Genomic DNA, 19,402 nt, shown 5'->3' with positions numbered 1-19,402 from the left:
GCGCCTGTGCCAACGGGTGCCAACGGGTGCCAGCGGGTATCTACGGGTGCCAACGGGTGCCGGCCGCCCCTCCAGGGCGACCGGCACCCGTCAGCCGTCAGTCGACCGTGACGGCGTCGAGCACCGGGAGCCGGGCCGCGCGCAGCGCGGGCCACCCGGCGGCCAGGACGCCGACGAGCACCGCGATGCCGACCATGGTCCCCAGCGCGGGCCACGGGATCACGAGGTCGGTGAAGCCCGTGCTGGCGAACACTGTCGGCATCCCGGCGGCGAGGCCGACGCCGACCGCGAGGCCCAGCACCGTCCCGAACACGGCCGTGAGGACCGACTCGATGACGATCGTCCCGGCGAGCTGCGAACGGCCGAGCCCGACGGCCCGCAGGAGACCGATCTCGCGGGTCCGCTCGATCACGGACAGCGCGAGGGTGTTGACGATGCCGAGGATCGCGATGACGATCGACAGCCCCAGCAGCGCGTAGAGGATCGTGAGCATCTGGTTGACCTGGCTCGCGAGGGACGAGATGAACTCCTCGTTGTCCATGACGGACACGATCATGTAGGGCTTGGCCGCGGCGGTGACCGCGGTGTCCAGCTCTGCCTGGGTCACGCCGTCGGCGGCCTGGAGGAGCAGCATGGTCGACATCTCGGCGGGTGCTGCGGAGAGCTCCGCGAACACGGTGTCCGGCACGACGACGGGCACGCCCAGGGCGGGCGAGTCGAAGACCGAGCCGATCGTCACGTCGGCGCTGCCGAGCTGTGAGCGCAGCGTGAGCTCGTCGCCGAGCTCCCAGCCCTCGTCGTCGGCGGTCGCCCGCAGGACCGAGACCTGCCCGTCGGCGAGCGTGTCGAGGTCGCCCTCGACGGCCTCGGTGCGCCACGTCTGGCCGAAGAGGCTCGGGTCGACGCCGAGCACGAACAGTGCCGCCGCGTCGTCCGCGGCCTCGCCCGCTGCTCCGACGAAGTACCGGTCGGCGGTCATGGAGTCGGCCCGTCCGACCTCGGGCAGGTCGGAGATGTCGCTCACCGCGCCCGAGGGGACCGTGCCGGTCGCGGACTGCACCACGAGGTCGGCGAGGGACTCCTCGGTCACGATGTTCTTCATCGACGCCTGCATGGACGCGGCGAGGACCGACGCGGCGCCGACGAGCGACATCCCGATCATGAGGGCGCCCGCGGTGCTCGCGGTACGTCGCGGGTTGCGGGTCACGTTGCCCCGCGCGAGCGTCCCCAGCGGCTTGGCCCACGCGACGAACGGCGCGGACATGACGTGCAGGACGCCTCGGGCCACGACGGGCGCGAGCAGCAGCGTCCCGACGACGACGCCCACGGCACCGAGGCCGAGCAGGCCGCCGGTGCTCGCGGCGTCGTCGGCCGCAGCCTGGACGACGGCCAGCACGACGGCCCCGGCGCCGGCCCCGGCGACGACCGCGCCGATGATCCCGCGGACCCTGAGCGACCCGGCCTGGGCCGGGGAGTCGTCACGCATGGCCTCGACCGGGGCGACGAGCGCCGCGCGCCGGGCGGGCAGCGCGGCGGACGCGACCGAGACGACGATGCCCAGCACGAGCGAGACCACGATCATCGATGCGTCGACGGGGATCTCGCCCGCGAGGTCCATCCCCATGGACTCGAACACGGACTTGAGGGCGGTCACGAGCCCGAGCCCGCCGAGGATGCCGAGCGCACCGCCCAGCGTGCCGATGATCGCGGCCTGGACCAGGATCGAGGAGAACACCTGGAGCGGCGAGGCCCCGACCGCGCGGAGCAGGGCGAACTCGCGCTGACGCTGGCGGACCGTCATGGCGAACGTGTTCGCGATGATGAACCCGCCGACGAACAGCGAGATCCCGGCGAAGACCAGCAGGAACGTCTCGATGAATCCCAGCATCGACGCGATGTCCTCGCGGGCCTCGTCGCGTGCGACCTGGCCCGTGACGACCTCGACGGCCTCGGTCGGCGACGAGGCCTCCAGGGCGGCCGCGACGTCGTCGCGCAGCTCCTGCTCGCTCACCCCGTCCTCGGCGAGGACCGTGATGGCGGAGACCGCGCCGTCGGGCGCGAACGCCTCCGCCGCGGTGGCCTCGTCGAAGAACACGATGCTCGCCCCGGCCATCGAGGCGCCCATGTCGACGATCCCGGTCAGGGTCGCCTCGGTGATCTGCCCGGCGACGACGAGCGTCGTCGTGTCGCCGACCGCGAGGCCGCTGGCCTGCGCCGTGGCGGCCTCGAGCGCGAACTCTTCCGGGCCCGACGGCGCCGCCCCCTCCGTGAGCGGGGTCGCGGGGTCCTCGGCCCGGTAGGCGAGGCCGAACGTCGGGGCGCCCGTGGTGGGCGGCGGGGTGCCGTCCGCCCCGACGAGCACGAGCGGACCGGTGTAGTCGGCGAAGGCGTGCGCGACGCCGTCGACCTCCTCGATCGTGTCCGTGAGGTCGGCCGGGATCGGGTTGCGGACCGCGCCGGCGCTCGCGTTCTCCTGGGTGAGCGCGGACGACTCCTCCTCGCCGCGCACCAGGACGTCGGCGGACGAGCTGTCGACGATGCCGTCGAACGTCGCGGCGAGCATCTCGCGCAGCGAGAACGTGCCCGCGACGAACGAGACACCGAGCACGACCGCGAGGATGGACATCCCGAGGCGCACGAGGTGCGCCCGGACGTTGCGCAGGGCGACGCGCAGCATCAGGCGGCCGCCTTCTTGCGCGTGAGGGAGCCCAGGACCGCGAGGACGGAGTCGGGCGTCGGGTCGGTGACCTCGTCGACGATGCGGCCGTCCGCGAGGAACAGGACGCGGTGCGCGTAGCTCGCGGCGACCGGGTCGTGCGTGACCATGACGACCGACTGCCCCAGGTCGTCGACCGACTCGCGCAGGAACGTCAGGACCTCGCGCGAGGACGTCGAGTCGAGGTTCCCCGTGGGCTCGTCGGCGAACACGACGGACGGCTTGGAGACCAGGGCGCGCGCGCACGCGACGCGCTGCTGCTGCCCGCCGGACAGCTCGCTCGGACGGTGCTTGAGCCTGTCCGTCAGCCCGACGGCGTCGACCACCTTCGCGAGGTACGCCCGGTCGACGGGCTTGCGCGCGATGTCGAGGGGCAGTGTGATGTTCTCCTCGGCCGTGAGCGTCGGGACGAGGTTGAACGACTGGAAGACGAACCCGAGCTGGGTGCGGCGCAGCTTCGTGAGCTGGCGCTGGTTCATCGTGGAGACGACGAGGTCGTCCACGACGACCGTGCCGCCCGTGGGGGTGTCGAGGCCCGCCATGCAGTGCATGAGCGTCGACTTGCCGGAGCCGGACGGGCCCATGATCGCGGTGAACCGACCACGCCCGAAGTCGACGTCGACGCCCGCGAGCGCGTGGACCGCCGTCGGGCCCTTGCCGTAGGTCTTGACGAGGCCCCGGGCCGTCGCGATCGCGTCGGAGCCTGAAGGGGGAGTGCCGCCGGCGGCTGCAGCCGCCGCGACGGGGGCCGGGGCAGGGGACGGGGAGGGCATGTCGGGACTCTCTCTCGAGGGGTGCGCGTACGGGACGGCGACCCGGTCGAGGGGAGTGGTGCGGTGGGGACCGCCCACGGTCGTCCCTCCGAGCCGCTGTGCTCATCCTGGCGGCGGCCCGGTGGGCGGAGCATCGGGGATCCCCCTGAAAGAACCCTGAACGTGACCCGAGAGCGTGGGGCGTCCGAGGTACGTCGTCCGACGGACGGTCGGCGGCGGGGAGTCGCCGGCTGCGGCGGACGAGCTAGGGCGGCTCGGCTACGGCGTCGGGGGCACACCCGGGTCGGCGGGCGGGGCGGGGTCGGTCGGGGGTGCGGGGTCGGTGGGCGGAGCAGGGTCGGTGGGTGTGGCCGGTGCGTCGTCCTCGGGCCTCTCGGCGGGCCTGGGTGCGGGCGCCTGGCCCAGCATCGCCGGGTCCGGGCCGGGGAAGCCCACGACGGGGAGGCCCTCGAGCGCGGTCTCCATGTAGGACCGCCACGTCGGCGCGGCCAGCGTCGAGCCGTACCAGCGCTTCTCGTAGTGCCCGTTGATCTTCATGTAGCTCATGGACACGTCGTTCTCGGCGTTGCCGATCCACACGGCGGTGACGAGCTGCGGCGTGTACCCGATGAACCAGGTGTGGTTGTTGTTGTTGGCCGTGCCGGACTTGCCGGCGCTCGGCCGGGAGAGCTGGGACTTCTTGGCGGTGCCCTGCGTCATGACGTTCTCCAGGGCGAACGTGACGGTGTTCGCGATCCGGGGGTCCACGGCTTCGGGGCGGCAGTTCGCGGACGGCACGGGCAGGTCGGCTCCGTCGGCCCCGACGACGCGGGTGATCGCGATGGGGTCGCAGTACGTGCCGCCGCTCGCGAACGTCGCGTAGGCGGCGGCCATCTGCAGGGGGGAGGAGTTCTGGGTGCCGATCGTCATGGTCGGCATGACGTGGATCGACGACGCGTCGCCCGTGATCTCGGCGGTGCGGGAGGGGCGCAGCCCAGCGGTCCACGCCATGTCGCGGACCGCGCACAGGTCGAGCTGGGACTCCATCGACGCGTAGGCGGTGTTGACGGAGTTGAACGTGGCGCGCAGGACCGGGATCGACCCCTGGTCGGTCGAGCCGTCCGAGTTGCCCGGAGACCACGGGATGCGGTCGAGCCGGGCGCACGAGGCGTGGAAGTCGCGGGTCGGGACGAACGACCGCTTGTTCGCGTTCACGGTGTCGTTGAGCGTGCGGCCCGAGCGGAGCCACTCGGCGAGCGTGAACACCTTCCACGTGGATCCGGGGGAGAACCCGCTCGAGGAGCCGTGGAGCTGGTCGGAGCTGTAGTTGACGGCGGTGGTGCCGGGCGCAGGTTCCCTGGAGACGTCGTAGGGCCGGTTCTGAGCCATCGCGAGGATCTTCCCGCTGCCCGGCTCGACCGTCACGAGAGCGTCCTCGAGGCCGCTGGGGTCCGAGGGCGGGACCGCGGCCGAGATGTTCGCCTCGGCGGCCTGCTGCATGCGGGGGTCGAGCGTCGTGGTGATGTCGAGGCCGCCGCGGTAGAGAAGAGCCCGCCGGTCGGCCTTGGTCTCCCCGAACGCGGGGTCGGACGTGATGACCTTGGTGACGTAGTCGCAGAAGAACGCCGCCCCGCCCGCGGTCTGGCACCCGCCCGAGATGGGCTGCACGTGGAGAGTCGCGGGCAGCGGGGTCGCGACGGCTTCGTCGTGCTGCTGCTGCGTGATGTAGCCCTGCTCCAACATCTTGAGCAGCACCCGGTTGCGGCGCTTCTCGGAGTCGACGGGGTTGGTCACCGGGTCGTACTTGGTGGGGGCGTTGGTGACGCCTGCGATGGTCGCCGCCTCGACGACGCTGAGCTCGGACGCGTGCTTGCCGAAGTAGTGCAGGGATGCGGTCTCGACGCCGTAGACCCGGATGCCGAACTGGGCGATGTTGAGGTAGCCCTGGAGGATCTCCTCCTTGGTCATGACGGTCTCGAGCGAGATCGCGAGCTTGGCCTCGCGAGCCTTGCGGCCCAGCGTGTCGTCGCGGGCCGCGCGCATCGCCACCGGGTCGTCGTCGCGCACGGCCTGCTCGATCAGGACGTTCTTGACGTACTGCTGGGTGAGGCTGGACCCACCCTGGGTGTCGCCGCCCGTGAAGTTGTTGACCGCGGCGCGGGTCACCCCTTCGGGGTCGATGCCGCCGTGCTCGTAGAAGCGGTGGTCCTCGATCGCGACGACCGCGTCCTTCATCGGCTGGGAGACCTGGTCCAGGGGGACCACGATGCGGTTCTCGGTGTAGAACGTCGCGAGGAGGGTGGTCCCGTCGCTGGCGAAGACGCTGGACTTCTCGGCCAGGGGGCCGGGTTCGAGCTCGTCGGGCAGCTCGTCGAACATCTGGGTGACGTCCTCGGCCGCGGCGTTCGCCCCTGCGGCGAGGGGCAGCAGGAGGCCGGCCGCGAGGACGCCCCCCACGGCCGACACGAGCAGGAAGGCCATCAGGAGCGCGAGCGCCTTGACGGCGGAGGTCTGCTGACGGGGTCGTGTGGACTGGCCCATCTGCCGACTGTACGTCCCGCGTACCCCGGCGGCTCGGCGAGCGGATCTTCGTTGTCGGGGCGTGACCTGGCGCTGTCGCGGGCGCGGGCGTCCCGGCGAGCTGACTGCAACCGAAGGGTTGCGCACGCCCGTGTTCAGTGCAACCCTAAAGTTGCACATGTAGCCCGCCAAGACCCGAGAGAGGAACGACCATGACGACCACCGACCAGCAGGCCTCGATCGACACCGAGGCGTTCCAGGTGACCCGCACCCTGCTCGTCCACGCCGCACCGTCGACGGTGTGGGCCGCGCTCACGCGCGACGACCTGATCGCCCGATGGTTCGGCCAGGAGGCCCACCTGCCCGACCTGCGGGTGGGCGGCGAGGGCACGTTCGGCTTCGACGGGTACGGGCAGTTCGCCGTCCGCATCGAGGAGTACGACGAGCCCTCGGTCTTCGCCTTCACCTGGACCAACCAGGCCGGCGCCGAGCTGCGCCCCGACAACGCGACCCTCGTCCGGTTCACGCTGACCCCCGAGGGCGAGGGCACCGTGCTCGCCGTCGTCGAGTCCGGTTTCGAGCGTCTCGGGGACGGTGCCCAGCGCGCGATGGCCGACAACCGCTCGGGATGGACCAGCGAGCTCGACGAGCTCGTCGCGTTCGTCGAGGGGCCGGGCTTCCCGGCGGGGGCGCCCGTCGAGGACGTCGTGCGCCCCGCAGACGGCCCCGCGGCGTGAGCACCGAGACGCTGGCCCCCGTGTTCGCGGCGCTCGCCGACGACACGAGGTGGCAGATCCTCCAGGAGCTGGGGCGCGCGGACCTGTCGGCGTCCGCGCTCGCGACCGTGCTGCCCGTGACGCGGCAGGCGATCGCCAAGCACCTGACCGTGCTCGCCGAGGCCGGGCTGGTCGAGCCCGTGCGCGTCGGGCGCGAGGTCCGCTACCGCGCGATCGGGTCCCGCCTGGGCGAGACCGCCCGTGCGCTCGACGCGATCGGCGCCGAGTGGGACCGTCGCCTCGCCGCGATCAAGCGGATCGCGGAGGGGTAGTTCTCCGGTGCCCTCCCGGTGCCGAGCATGCGGTTGGCGTCGCGATGACCGTCCTTCGCGACGCCGACCGCATGCTCGAGGAGCGCCAGACGCATGCTCGGCACCGGTAGCGTGGGCGCGTGCCACTCACGCTCTGCGTCCTGCTCTGGGCCGTCGACGGCCAGGTCGAACCCCTCGCGCGCTACGAGGACGAGGTCCTCGCGCTCGTCCCCGTCCACGGCGGCCGGGTCGCCTCACGGGTGAGGAGCGTGCCCGGTGAGGACTCTGCGCTCCCCGCCGAGGTGCAGGTCATCGAGATGCCCGACGACGGCGCGCTCGCCGCGTACATGGCCGACCCCGCCCGCGTGGTGCTCGCGGACGTCCGGGACCGGGTGGTCGCGCGCACGCAGATCGTGCGCGTGGAGCCGGTCGCGGGGTGACGGTGACCGACGGACCCGCCGAGGGCGACCGGCGGACGCCGAGGGTGACCGGCACCTGCTGACGCTCGGCCCGCGACGACTGCCGCCGTCAGGCGCGGACCCGCGACGTGTCGCGGCGCAGGTAGCCCCATGCGAGGACTGCGCACACGACGCCGTTGACGAGCCCTGCGAGGACGTCGGTCAGCGAGTGCATGCCGCGGTAGAGCCGCGCGAAGCCGACCGCGAACGGCACCAGCACCGCGAGGACCGTGAGCGCGACCCGGAGCGCGGGGTTCTGCACGCGCTGCGCGAGGAGTGCGAGCGTCAGGTAGAACGCCGTGGACGCGCCGGTGTGCCCGCTCGGGAAGCTCGACGTGGGCGGGGCGTGGTCGAGCATGTCGACCTCGGGCCGCGTGCGACCCACGACGATCGACGACGTGAGGAAGATCAGGGCCTGGAGCGACACCGCGAGCGCGGGGACCAGGGCGAACCACCACTGCCTGGTCCGCCACCAGATGAGCGCGACCGCGAGCACGCACGCCCCGATGATGAACTCGGTCATCCCGATCGCGGACAGCATCTCGGTGACGGTGTCGAGGAACGGGGTCCGCAGGTCGACGAGGGCCTGGTTGACCCCGTCCTCACCCGGCAGGTTCTCGAGCGGGCCCTTGATGAGGAATCCCAGCCCCACGATCGCTACCCACAGGGCGGCACCCGGCAGGAACGCCCGCAACGCGAGATCGCGGGCGACCTCTCGGCCGGTCGGTCGCGAGGTGTCGAGCTCGTAGCGGTGGACGAACGGGTACACAGGGCCTCCAGGCGGGGGTCGGCGCGGGGCGGCCGGGCTGGACGCCGCGCGAGTTCCCGGACATTACGTGCACACGGGACGACTCGCACGGCGAGGCGCTCGCGGCCGCTGGGTAGGCTCGGCCGGTGCACCCACCCAGACGTGTCCTCGAAGAGTTCGGCGCCGTCGGGCCGGTGACGAGGCTCGACGGCGGACGCGGCAGGGCCTGGCGCGTCGGGGACACGGTGCTCAAGCCGCTCGACGTGCTCCCGGCCGAGCTCGGCTGGCTGCGGGACCACGCGCCGTCCGGCGGGGGCGATCTCCGGCTGAGCCTGCCGCTCGCGAGCCGGTCGGGCGACCTCGTCGTCGACGGCTGGACGGCGTTCCCGGTCCTCCCGGGCGAGCACGTCGCGGGCAGGTGGGCCCGGATCGCCGACGTGGCGCACCGCTTCGCCCAGGTGTTCGACGGCGCCGCTCGGCCCGCGTTCCTCGACGAGCGGACGCATGCCTGGGCCCGGGCGGACCGGCTCGCCTGGGGCGAGGGTGCGGTGCAGGTGCCCGACGACGTCCCGCACCTCCCTGCGCTGCTCGCCGCCCGGCGGGTGGTCACGGACGCGTCGACGCTCGTCCACGGCGACCTCACGGGCAACGTGCTGTTCGACGACGACCTGCCGCCAGCGGTGATCGACCTGACGCTGTACTGGCGGCCGGTGCGGTACTCGGTGGCGATCGTCGCGGTCGACGCGGTCTGCTTCGAGGGGGCCCCGCAGTCGCTGCTGGAGACCATCGACCCGGGGGAGGGCTTCGCGCAGCAGCTCGTGCGCGCGCTGGTGTTCCGGATCGCGACGGACTGGTTCAACGAGCTGCCGTCCGGCGTCTACGACGCGTACACGGCGACTGCGGGACGGGTGCTCGACCTGGCGGCGCAGGGGCGTTGAGGACGCCTCTCGTACTGAGGCGTCGGGCGTCGGCGACCCGATCCGCCGTCGGGCAGGCCTGGAGCGGGGCCCGCGCGGCTGCGAGGATGCCTGGATGGCTGACGCGGAGACCTGGGACCTGCTCGACGACCAGGGCAGCCCGACCGGGGAGGTCCACCGCCGGGGCGATCCGGGATGGCCGCCGGGCCGCTTCCACCTCATGGTGGCGACGTGCGTCGTGCGGTCCGACGGGCTGGTCCTGCTGACCCGCCGCGCCGCGACCAAGACCTTCCCGTTCCTGTGGGAGATCCCCGGCGGCAGCGTGCTCGCGGGCGAGACCGGCGCACAGGCAGCCGTGCGCGAGGTGCGCGAGGAGACGGGGCTCGTCCTTGACGAGGGCGCGCTCGAGCGGGTGGGACGGGGCGTCGCAGGCGTGTCGTTCCTCGATGTCCACGTCGCGGCCGTGCCCGGGCGCCCACGGCTGGACCTCGACCCGGCCGAGGTCGACGACGCCACCTGGGTCACGTGGGCCGAGGTGGAGGCGCACCGCGCGGCAGGGCGGATGCCCGCTCCCTGGGTCGGGTGCTTCGCCCCGCTCTGGCCGGACCTCGCCCGGAAGGTGGCGGAGGCGGCGCGGAGGCAGGACCGGTCCGCGGAAGCGTCAGCGGCCCAGGCGGATCGGCATCAGCACGTGCACGTCGTCCGGTCGGTCGGCGGCACGGACGCTGAGGGCCGACCGGTCGTCGAGGGCTAGCGCGACGTGCTCGGCGCGGGCCGCGCGGACGCTGTCGAGCAGGAAGCTCCGCGAGAACCCGAGCGTGCCCGGCGGCCCCGGAGGGGAGATCTTCACCCGGGCGCCGTCCAGCCGAACGGCGACGACGTCGTCCGCTTCCGCGACCGTCCGGAGCAGGTCGTCGGACGTGACCGTCGTGCGCGGGGACGTGTCCGATCGCACGAGCCGCTCGTAGTCGGGGTACGTCGCGTCGAGAGGAGCGCTCTGCGCCCCGAGGACCTCCAGGACGTCCCTGCCCAGGGTGACCGGCCCGACGTCGGGCGGCGTGGCAGCGAGCCCGTCCAAGAATGCGAGTGGCGCGACGACCCGGACGGGCGGGCCCGACACCCGCTGCACGCGCACCGTCGCGACGGCGAGGCGGGATCGGTCGCAGCCGACGAGGCGGAGCGCGTCCCCGTCGAGGTGGAGCAGGACGCCGGCGAGGCCGGGCCAGGCGGGGTCGGCGCCGACCGCGTGCCGCACCGCAGCGACCGCCGCGACGAGGTCCTTGGAGGCGACCGTGCAGCGGCCGGGCTGCGCGAGGAGGTCCGCTGCAGCGTCGAGATGCGCACAGGCCGCGGCCAGGTCCTCCTCGAGACGGCGACGGTGGCGCGCCAGCGCGGCCACGGCCTCGCGGGGAGCCGCGAGGACGGTGACCAGTTCGGACACCGGGAGGCCGGCTTGGCGCAGGCTCGCGACCAGCCGAGCCGTGTCGACCTGGCCCGAGGTGTACCAGCGGTACCCGGTCGCGGGGTCGACGTACGCCGGCCGGAGCACGCCGGCCGCGTCGTAGAACCGGAGCGCCGTCACGGGCAGGCCGCCGGCGCGGGAGAGGGCACCGATGCTGAGCAGGTCGTCGGGCATGCGGACACTGTGGACCCTCGACCCGCACGAGGGTCAAACCAGGCGGCGGGCCCAGATCGCGCAGGCCCCAAGGCCTGCTGCCGTCACGCCCAGCGCCCAGTGCGGCGACGCGTGCTCGGCCAACGCACCGAGAACCGCGTTCGTGACCATCACGGGCACGAGCTGGGCGAGCCCGACCAGTGCCTGGACGCGCGCGAGGTGCGTCCGTGGCGCGCTGCCGAGGACGAGCGGCGCCACCCGTGCGACGAACGTCCCGTTCCCGAACCCGAAGACCAGGGCGCCGAGCACCGTGACCACCATGGGCAGCGTCCCGACCGCCATCAGGAGCGCCCCACCCGCGCTCACGGCGAGCCCGGTGGCGGCGGACGCCGGCCGACGGCGCAGGGCGAGAATCGCCGCGCAGACCACCCCGACGCCGACCATCGCGGCGACGGCGCCCGTCGTCCCAGGTCCCCAGCGGGACGCCCGGCCGAGGAGCGGCACGAGGAGCGACGGGACGGGCAGGATCAGGGCCGCACCGGCCCCGGTGAGTGCGAGCGCGCTGCGCAGTCCGGGGGTGCGGGCGACGACGCGGAAGCCGTCGACCAGGCCGAGCCGCGCGGCCATCGCCCCGGTGGGAGCGGCGTCGGCCGCTGGACCGGACATCTCCCGGACGGCGACGAGGACGCACAGCGATACAGCGAACGTCACCGTGGTGCCCCACGCGATGACGGGAAGCCCCGCGGTACCCACGAGCAGGCCGCTCAGGGGTGCTGCGGTCAGGAGCACCACCTGGACCAGGCCCTGGCGCAGCGCGAGCGCGCGCGTGAGCTGGTCGTCGGGGACGAGGCGTCGGGGCATCGACCCCGTCGCGGGCAGGCAGAAAGCGGTGACCGTGCCGAGGGCGAGCGCCGCGGCGAGGAGCAGCCAGGTCGGGGTGCCGAACCACGCGAGCGCGAGCGCGAGGACCGCGGTCAGTATGAGCAGTGCGGCTTCGCCAGCGATCAGGATGCGCCGCGCCCCGACACGGTCGGCGACCGCGCCGCCCACGACCAGCAGGACGAGGCGCGGCAACCCGCCGAGGGTGAGCACGAGGGCTGCCGTCGTCCCGCCGAGCCCGGCGGCGGCCCAGCCGAGCGCGAACGCGAGCACGGCGTCGCCGAGCCGGGAGACGGTGACACCGCCGAGCCACGCGAGGTAGCGGCGGGGGAGCGTGCGCGGCGGGGTGTCGATCGTGACCATGCCGCCACGCTGGTGCCTCGAGCCGGTCGAGGGTCAAGGAGGCCACGCGGCAGGTCGCCTGTGCGAACGGCGGCCGGACCGACCGGTCTGCGGTCCTGCCGGGGGACAATGGGAGACAGCACTGTCTGCCGAGTTGAAGGAGTCTTCGTGGTCCAGGGAACTGTCCGATGGTTCGACGCCGACCGAGGGTTCGGTTTCATCGACCTCGGGAACGAGGCCGAGGACCTGTTCGTCCACGCGTCCGAGATCCTCGGTGACGACGGACCCAAGCTGCTCCGCGAGGGGCAGACGGTCGAGTTCGAGATGGGCGAGGGAGACCGTGGCCCGCAGGCGCGCCGCGTCCGTGTCACGGGCGACCGTGCCGCCGACGCGCCCGTGGGCGTGCTCGGCACGGTCAACTGGTACGAGCCGACCAAGGGATACGGGTTCGTCACGCCCGACGACGACCGCACCGAGATCTTCGTGCACAGCTCGGCGATCGTCGGGGGCGGGGTGATCACGGAGGGCCAGCGGGTGGCGTTCCTCGTCGTCGACGGTGAGAAGGGGCCGCAGGCCGACCACCTGCTCCCGCTCAGGGCCGAGGCCGCGCGGCCGGCCTCGGACGGCGCGGACGGCACGGTGTCCTGGTACGACGACGTCAAGGGCTTCGGGTTCGTCGCCCCCGACTCGGGTGGCGGCGACGTGTTCGTCCACGTGAGTGCTCTCGGCTCGGGGATGACCGAGCTCTCCGAGGGCGACCGCGTGACGTACGACGTCGTCGACGGTGACAAGGGGCCGAACGCCCGCAATGTGCAGCTCGCCCGCGGCTCCGGGGGCGGGCGTGGCGCCGTGGACCGTGGTCGGCCGGGCCGTCCCGCGGCATCCGGTGGCCCCGTGCGCGGAGGCGAGGGCACCGTTGCGCGCTACGACGAGGAGCGCGGCTTCGGCTTCATCACCCCCGACGACGGGGGCCTGGACCTGTTCGTGCACGTGTCGGTCGTGCGCGGCGACGAGGTCCTGGAAGAGGGCGACCGGGTCCGGTACAAGGTGCGCCAGAGCGACCGGGGACCTCAGGCGGACGCCGTCGAGCTGGTGTGATCGAGCAGCGAGCGGCGTGACTGTAGGTTCTCGCGGTACCTGACGGAGGCCCGGGGCTGTGACCGGCAGGTTCGCAATAGCGTGTCGTAGCCCGATTCTCACAAAGGTGGCGGAATCCTCAGCATCCTTGCTGAGAGCGCTGTGATTCGTCCCGTTGTGCTGGGCTGGCGGCTTCTGGCGTGGGGGAAGCTGCTGGTCCGGGCACGTGTTCTTCTCGCATGGGACTCACGATCGCCCAGTGGGAGACCCACGAGGAACTGCTGCCCGGTAGCACGATCCCACTATTGCCGCCGAACCTCTGACGCACGCCCGCGCTACCCAGAAGCTCCGACTACGCCTTCCTGAGGTTGACCCGGATGCTACCGCCCTTGCTCTTGAAGCTCGAGACCACCCCCGCACCTTGTAGACGCTCTAGGAGTGCCCGGTGGGTGGGATTGTCAGCCAGCTGGCGCCACTGCGGCCCAGGGTCGGCGATGACTGAGTACGGATCACCGAGCCTCCGAAGGATGCTCCGGAGGTCTTCGATTGGCAAGGCATCGTCGGCCATGGCAAGGAGTGCAACGACGCTGGTCCTTCGAGCCCCGCCGACCAACACCGTCTCGATGCCCGGCGCGTCGAGGACGATACGCCGGTCGAGCGCTGCCGCAGCTACCGCCTCGAACGCGTCTACGGGCACGCTGGCGAACTCGTCGAGCCTCGCGGCTACATCGGCCTGGATTTCCCGCTCCATCGTCGCGCTTCGCATCAGCGGGGCGATGTGGGCGACGGGCAGCGTCTCGGGACCGACGAACAGGCCATACTCCTGGGACTTCCCGATTGCATACTCCTGAGTCGCCCAGTCGACCATGAGCCGGGAGTCGAAGGCGTCTTCGTCGTCCTCGATCAAACCAGCCTCGAGGAGTCGGCCGACGAATTCGCCCGGCTCCGGCTCGATCGATGTGGTCGCAATCTTCCCGGGCTCAAGTGCAAGGGCCAGGCTGACCCTGTGCCCCAACTCGACGACGGTTCCCCGCAGGATGTCGACGGCCAGGTCCGCACGGGCACTCTGGTCGTCGGGAAGGTCCCTGATCTGGTCTACCGAGCCCAAGAGAGTCGCTAGCGGAAGGTCGACGGCGCCCCGTTGATCGACGTACGCGGCAACATTGTCGAAAGTTGCCGGTGCACGAAGCGACCTCACGAGGGCGGGCCATGCTCCTGGCGGAACCTCGGTGAGCGAAGGAATCCTCCCGTCAGGGTGCGCGCCCTCGACGAGCCATCCGTGTGTACTCTCGTCCCAGGAACCAGTCTCCTTAAGGATCTCGACTGTCAATCCGGGGTCCTCGATCGTGTAGGGCGTCGACGCAGACTCTGAGTGCGCCTGGACGTACTCGTCAGGCTTAGCTATGGCAGTCCTGTAGACCCGTTCGGACGCCTGCTTGATGACGTCGAGTGCGATGTTCTCGGTACCTGTGAGGCGCACGAGGTTTGACCGGGTCAGTCGGTATGCCCGGGTGTCCGAGAGTGCTTCACATGCCGCATCAGACAGTTTCGAAACGTCGTCGAGCTCGATCTTGAGCCTTGCAATGAACTGCACCGTGCGGGCTGCCGAGCCGTTCTCATCTGAGGTGAGGGACGGCATTTCAAGATAATTGTCCTCGACGAACTGCGACAGCAAGGGACTCAAGTGATACGTTTTGTATTCTTTGCGGTGGACCGACGCTACATCGATCAGGCGGGCTTTTTCCTGACGCTCAACCGGGGCGCGTTCCACCAGGTAGACGAACAGGTTTCTGACGTACGGCACCAGTTCGGCGACCAGTTCGTGCGTCGCTGCGCCTGAGGCGAAGTAGATGTCGAGAAAAGCGAGCTCTTCTGGCCCCCAAGATCTCAAATTTGCGATTACCACGTCAGTCCTGTGAGTATCCTTCAGCAGGAGATGATCCAGGATGGAGACGTTGTACATGGTGGTCTCGCGCAGTACAGAATTTCCCTGATCGCGAAGGATTGCCGCCACGTCGTCCGAGTCTAGCTCGTAGTGCGGGTCTGTGACTCCCTTATCGATGTTGTGCACCACGTAGTTCATTGCATCGGGACGGATGAGCTGACCGTAGAATGCCGAGACGTACAACGAGAAGTAAGGCGTGATCCACCCGTCGGTGACGAGCTCGGCAGCGAGCCTCGAGGGTAGGAGGTGGCCGATCCACCACTGGAAGTTCTTGCTCTTCTCGACTGTCGCCGCAGCGCTCAGTTTCGCATCGTTCGGGTCGTCGTGGGACGTAGGGAAATATTTGAACTCAGTGCGGAGCGTCAGAGCCTTCCAATCATGGCGACGAAGGAACTCGGCGCCAGCCCGATTCTGGTCGATCTGTGCCCGATCTTCGGTCTCAGAATTCTCGATGTGAGCCAATGGACTCAGATCCGAGCCGATTAGCGATTCGAGAGCAGTCGCCGACAGTGTCATCGGTGTGCGATGGGGATACTCTCGAGACAGAACCCTAACCGTGATCGACCGTGTTCCCCCAGCGACATCCTCCCAGAACGCGGTAGAGGTGATCTCCTCATCCTCAATCACGATACCGTCCACGTACACGTGCTCACCCAGGAGGGCACTCCCTGGTGCGCTTGCGAGGGTGCTGATCACCGCACGGAGTCTGCCACCGAGCCTAATGGCGTGCTCGGCACTGGCTTCCTTTTGCTCGATCCGACCGATCAGCCGTTGATCCTCCGCAAGGAGGTGCTGGATGTTCGCATCGACCAATGCGCGCCACGTCTCGTAGAGCCTATCGAGAGAACTGTTCCCTAGTCGTATGGCCTCGAAGTCGTGCGCGTGCGCGTTCTTGAACAAGACCATCGCGAATAGTCGCTCGGGAGTTAGGTCGGGTACGGTGGTCGGGGCGTCAAGCAGGCGATGCTTGAATACCTCGTACTCGTTGATGATGTTCTGGATCAAGCGCATGTCTGCGACATGTCGCGCTGCCAGGCTGATCAACTCCTTCGACAGAGCGTGCCCGCGAGAGGTGAGGTGATCGTGCATCAGATCGCGCGCGTTCTTGTGTGTGATAAACGGGACGACCGGGACTACCAACTCAAAGAACTTGGTGCGGTTGGCCCGCACTAGCTCAGCCTCGGCTTCGCGGTTCTTCGGAATGTCCGAATCTCGACCGAGGTTCTCGAAGATGCTGTCTTTGACGGCGTAGATGAAGCGAATGTTCCGATTGTCAAGCTGGCGTGCGGTGTTCAGAACGAGGTTAAGGGATCGTAGCGACTCGAAGATGTGTGGGTCATCGAACCGGTCTAGGTCCTCGATGATGACGATGTCCAGTTTACGGTTCGTCTCGAAGAAGTAGATGATCTCGTCTAGATACTCGTCAAAGTAGCTCGTGGATCGCGGTGGAAGCGTGATCGTGGCTGGTCCTGCCGTGACCTTCTCGAGGCCGAGCCGTCCTCGTAAAAGCAAGCGGATAGCCAGAACTATCAGACTTGTGGCGGCGATGATTGCGACGTAGGACATTACTGAGCTCACCCATGGGGGTGCAACCGGAAGCGCAATTCCGAGGCGTGCGAGGGGAGACGTGTCAAGTCCGGCGGCGACCAGGACGGCCAGGGTGAGTATTCCAGCTAGGACGGCTATCCCGATCTCGCGACCGCTCCTGAACCGAGCGATCCGGTTGAACCGGGACTCAGGCGCCTGCGAAGGGCTCCGCCGGTAGAGCAACTGCTTGACGATTTCCTTTTGGACCCGATTCGTCGGGGTCCCCGCTGCGGGATTTCCTTCGGCGCCCGTGGCGATTGGATCCAGCTTCTTCCCGAGAGTCATGAGTGAGATCTCGACGACACGCCCCTTGAAGCTGTCGGCGAGCTTTCGCAGGATACTGCTCTTGCCCGTCCCATACGCACCGGCCAAGGCAATGTTGCGCACACCTGCCTGCTCATCGATCGCTCGCACGAGGATGTCGAGGTAGACCTGGTGCTGCTCGCCGTTGAACTCGGGCCCGAGGCTCTTGAGCTCAGGGGCGGGCTGCGCCGTTGCCTGCGATTCGTCCATGGGGAGACCGTATCTGGGGAAGCTGCGGCCGGGCCGCCATTTGGGGAAAGTTCGCCCTCAGGGCGCTCCGTTCGGGGGACCCATTCTCCGCAACCAGCGCGAAGGCGTTCTCGCTGCGGCAGGAGAGGGCCCTCCACGCAGGGGGCGGGAACTGACAGCGGGCGCCGGGCACATGTGTCAGATTCGTCCTGACGACGAAGCCTGGCCAGGCGGACTGTGACAGCACCGCTGGCGAGATGACGTGTGACGAGATGTACTGCTTGCCGCGGTCAACGACGATGGTCATGGCGAACACCGCTGGCAGGCCTCGCTGCCTGGAGAGGAGACGCTCGTCGGGCACCTCGGTGCCGACCAGGACCGCGTCCGGGACACCGTGGTACGGGAAGCCCGGCCCCTGCTCTGACTCGTTGGACGGCCGCACGCACTGGTAGAGCACGCTCGCGACATCCACCGCCTTCGTTGACACCGGCGTCACCTTCAGCCCGACGATGCACCGCGAGTACAAGTCCATCGCCGCCGTGAGCTGCACCTTCACCCAACGCAACGTCACCGGCTCCATCGCAAAGACGTCGAGGTCATTCGTATCCAGGACGACGTACTGCCCGGGACGGTCGGCCCTGAGGCGGCCGAGAACTCCTTGGGGCCTCTCGGCCACGGATCGCCGCCCCGTAGCGCTGCCGAAGCTCTGCTTGCCCTTGGCGAGGCTGTTCAGCCGACGGTATGCCGTTGTTGTGGCCGGGATCGCCACGACATCGGGGCCGTACTGATCTTCGAGGTCCCGGGCGATCTGTGCGAGGACGGCTGAACGGGTTGGAGTCGACGCGTACGTATAGGAACGCAGCACTCGGACGCAGGCCTCGTCCCAGCGCGGGTCGACAAGGGAGGAGCGTGTTCGCGTCGCCCGAGAGTCCACCAGTCCGGCGACGCCCGTTCGGCGGTAGGCGGCGATGCGGCGCTCGAGCGAACGTGGCGACATACCGAGCTTCTTCGCGGCGCGTGCCACCCGAGGAGCGAGTGGGGACGCGTCGTCCAACAGCTGCTGGACGACACCCGCCAGCTCTTCGACCTTGCGCCGATCCGCGGCTTCCAGGGATGCCAGAGCCGCAGATCCATCGAGGCTCGTATCGGGACCGGCGTCCACGCTGTGGTGACCTTCGTCGATCACACACCGTGCCAGCTCGCTGATCGTTACCGCGACTGATCGGCCGCGGAGCGCGAGCTGGGCCATTCCGTCACCGAGCCCACGGACCTCCCAGAATTGGCCGTCCCACCACGCACGAGAACCGACGGATAGGTTGACGACCTGGCGCTCATTCAACTGCTGGCTCCAACCAGGTCCGCGAATCGAGAACTTGGGACAGGTCGCACCGCAGGTCGCCTTGCCAGAGAGCGCCGAGGATCTCCATTCGTGGTGCGGGCCGACCAGCAGCGCTCAGCCTTCGCTCGAGCACCTCGAAGGTGCATCCGTCAGCGACCTGTCTAGAGGTCGTTGGAAGGTCGAGCGTCGACGATACGTGTGGCGGGCGCGCCGCTGAAAGCCACCTCACGTTTCGCAGCATGGTCGGCTCCGGCCCGGTCCAGACCTCGTAATCCCAGCCTCGATCGCGAACGACTCCGCCTGTCCAGGACAGCGAAGCCTTGACCTCGGTCTTCGCCAACATCGCCGAAGGCTTCACGTCGATGACACGGATGGTGCCGTCGCGCATCACGCTGATGAAGTCGGGGATCCTGTTGCGCATCCGGGCCACGTCGTGACCCCGCAACACCATCGGTTGGGCGGCGATCCGCAGGACCCTCGGGTCGAAGTCCGCGAGCCAGAGCCAGGAGAGCTCTAGCAGGCTCTCGTAGACCACGTGCCGCCTCATCGTCGACGACCAGAAGAAGCCAGAGTAGTTCCGTCGTCCCACGTAGACCGGGAAGTCGCGAACGGGGATGCCCTCGGCTATGCGACGCGCGTCGACGCGCGAGATGTCCGCGGTGACCTCGTCACCGACGTCGGTCACGTAGGTGACTCGAGTGCTGCCCGTTCCGACCGGCATGTCCGGATCGTAGCGCTACGACACGTTGGTGGAAAGGCTCGCCACGACCACGACACCTTGGTGGAAAACTCGCCACCTTAGGTGGAAACCTACAGTGACCGCTCTGCGTGGCTCCCGACGCGCCGACCGTCCCTGGCCGGGAATACCCCGCCCCGCCCCATAGTTGAGCCTAGTGGACTCAAGTTCTGGCCCCCACCGCTTGCGCAGCGGGACGGACCGGCATAACTTGAGTGAAGACGACTCAACCGGCAGTCGGGTGGCGACACC

General features: G+C 69.7%; 15 protein-coding genes. 6 read left to right on the top strand and 9 right to left on the bottom strand.

Features of this window, described 5'->3' with window-relative positions:
- Positions 1-97: 97 nt before the first annotated feature.
- The 3 genes from JOD48_RS17900 to JOD48_RS17890 all read right to left on the bottom strand — a co-directional run bounded on the left by JOD48_RS17900 (position 98) and on the right by JOD48_RS17890 (position 6,009).
- Positions 98-2,677 (bottom strand): ABC transporter permease, encoded by a 2,580-nt coding sequence (locus JOD48_RS17900; protein ID WP_191789718.1) that lies wholly within the window; start codon positions 2,675-2,677, stop codon positions 98-100.
- On the bottom strand, positions 2,677-3,489 hold the full coding sequence (locus JOD48_RS17895; protein ID WP_204809974.1) for an ABC transporter ATP-binding protein: 813 nt from the start codon (positions 3,487-3,489) through the stop codon (positions 2,677-2,679). The genes JOD48_RS17900 and JOD48_RS17895 overlap by 1 nt, the downstream gene beginning before the upstream one ends.
- Before the next feature lie 258 nt (positions 3,490-3,747).
- Positions 3,748-6,009 (bottom strand): transglycosylase domain-containing protein, encoded by a 2,262-nt coding sequence (locus JOD48_RS17890; RefSeq protein ID WP_191789717.1) that lies wholly within the window; start codon positions 6,007-6,009, stop codon positions 3,748-3,750.
- A 191-nt stretch (positions 6,010-6,200) separates the two neighbouring features.
- Here JOD48_RS17890 and JOD48_RS17885 point away from each other — a divergent pair, with 191 nt between their 5' ends.
- From JOD48_RS17885 to JOD48_RS17875, 3 genes are all read left to right on the top strand, one after another.
- Positions 6,201-6,725, top strand: a complete 525-nt coding sequence (locus tag JOD48_RS17885) for an SRPBCC domain-containing protein (RefSeq protein WP_204809973.1) — start codon at positions 6,201-6,203, stop codon at positions 6,723-6,725.
- A complete protein-coding gene (locus tag JOD48_RS17880) occupies positions 6,722-7,036 on the top strand; it encodes an ArsR/SmtB family transcription factor (protein WP_307824245.1) in 315 nt (104 codons plus the stop codon). The genes JOD48_RS17885 and JOD48_RS17880 overlap by 4 nt, the downstream gene beginning before the upstream one ends.
- A gap of 119 nt (positions 7,037-7,155) precedes the next feature.
- Positions 7,156-7,455, top strand: a complete 300-nt coding sequence (locus JOD48_RS17875; protein WP_204809972.1) for a hypothetical protein — start codon at positions 7,156-7,158, stop codon at positions 7,453-7,455.
- Between the two features lie 88 nt (positions 7,456-7,543).
- Here the strand turns inward: JOD48_RS17875 and JOD48_RS17870 are convergent, their stop codons facing one another.
- Positions 7,544-8,242, bottom strand: coding sequence for a phosphatase PAP2 family protein (locus tag JOD48_RS17870; RefSeq protein ID WP_204809971.1), 699 nt, complete (start codon positions 8,240-8,242; stop codon positions 7,544-7,546).
- Between the two features lie 125 nt (positions 8,243-8,367).
- Here JOD48_RS17870 and JOD48_RS17865 point away from each other — a divergent pair, with 125 nt between their 5' ends.
- Positions 8,368-9,159: a TIGR02569 family protein gene (locus tag JOD48_RS17865; RefSeq protein ID WP_204809970.1), complete on the top strand. Its 792-nt coding sequence runs from the start codon at positions 8,368-8,370 to the stop codon at positions 9,157-9,159.
- 94 nt (positions 9,160-9,253) lie between these two features.
- On the top strand, positions 9,254-9,892 hold the full coding sequence (locus tag JOD48_RS17860; protein WP_204809969.1) for an NUDIX domain-containing protein: 639 nt from the start codon (positions 9,254-9,256) through the stop codon (positions 9,890-9,892).
- Here the strand turns inward: JOD48_RS17860 and JOD48_RS17855 are convergent.
- Complete coding sequence (locus JOD48_RS17855; protein ID WP_204809968.1) at positions 9,800-10,774, bottom strand: DNA polymerase III subunit beta family protein; 975 nt, start codon at positions 10,772-10,774, stop codon at positions 9,800-9,802. The genes JOD48_RS17860 and JOD48_RS17855 overlap by 93 nt on opposite strands.
- Before the next feature lie 33 nt (positions 10,775-10,807).
- A complete protein-coding gene (locus tag JOD48_RS17850) occupies positions 10,808-11,995 on the bottom strand; it encodes an MFS transporter (RefSeq protein WP_204809967.1) in 1,188 nt (395 codons plus the stop codon).
- Positions 11,996-12,142: 147 nt separating this feature from the next.
- Here JOD48_RS17850 and JOD48_RS19980 point away from each other — a divergent pair, with 147 nt between their 5' ends.
- On the top strand, positions 12,143-13,072 hold the full coding sequence (locus JOD48_RS19980) for a cold-shock protein (RefSeq protein ID WP_204809966.1): 930 nt from the start codon (positions 12,143-12,145) through the stop codon (positions 13,070-13,072).
- A gap of 331 nt (positions 13,073-13,403) precedes the next feature.
- Here JOD48_RS19980 and JOD48_RS17840 read toward each other — a convergent pair whose 3' ends face one another.
- The 3 genes from JOD48_RS17840 to JOD48_RS17830 all read right to left on the bottom strand — a co-directional run bounded on the left by JOD48_RS17840 (position 13,404) and on the right by JOD48_RS17830 (position 19,135).
- Positions 13,404-17,096 (bottom strand): YobI family P-loop NTPase, encoded by a 3,693-nt coding sequence (locus JOD48_RS17840; protein WP_204809965.1) that lies wholly within the window; start codon positions 17,094-17,096, stop codon positions 13,404-13,406.
- On the bottom strand, positions 17,059-18,324 hold the full coding sequence (locus JOD48_RS17835) for a COG3415 family protein (protein ID WP_204809964.1): 1,266 nt from the start codon (positions 18,322-18,324) through the stop codon (positions 17,059-17,061). The genes JOD48_RS17840 and JOD48_RS17835 overlap by 38 nt, the downstream gene beginning before the upstream one ends.
- Positions 18,325-18,406: 82 nt before the next feature.
- Positions 18,407-19,135 carry a TnsA-like heteromeric transposase endonuclease subunit gene (locus JOD48_RS17830; protein ID WP_204809963.1) on the bottom strand — a complete coding sequence of 243 codons (729 nt, stop codon included), beginning with the start codon at positions 19,133-19,135 and terminating at the stop codon, positions 18,407-18,409.
- Between the last annotated feature and the right edge of the window lie 267 nt (positions 19,136-19,402).

It is taken from the genome of Oerskovia paurometabola, from assembly GCF_016907365.1.
Classification (GTDB): Bacteria; Actinomycetota; Actinomycetes; order Actinomycetales; family Cellulomonadaceae; genus Oerskovia; species Oerskovia paurometabola.
Note: the sequence above shows the minus strand (reverse complement) of the source record. Positions and strands in the feature narration are given on the sequence as shown.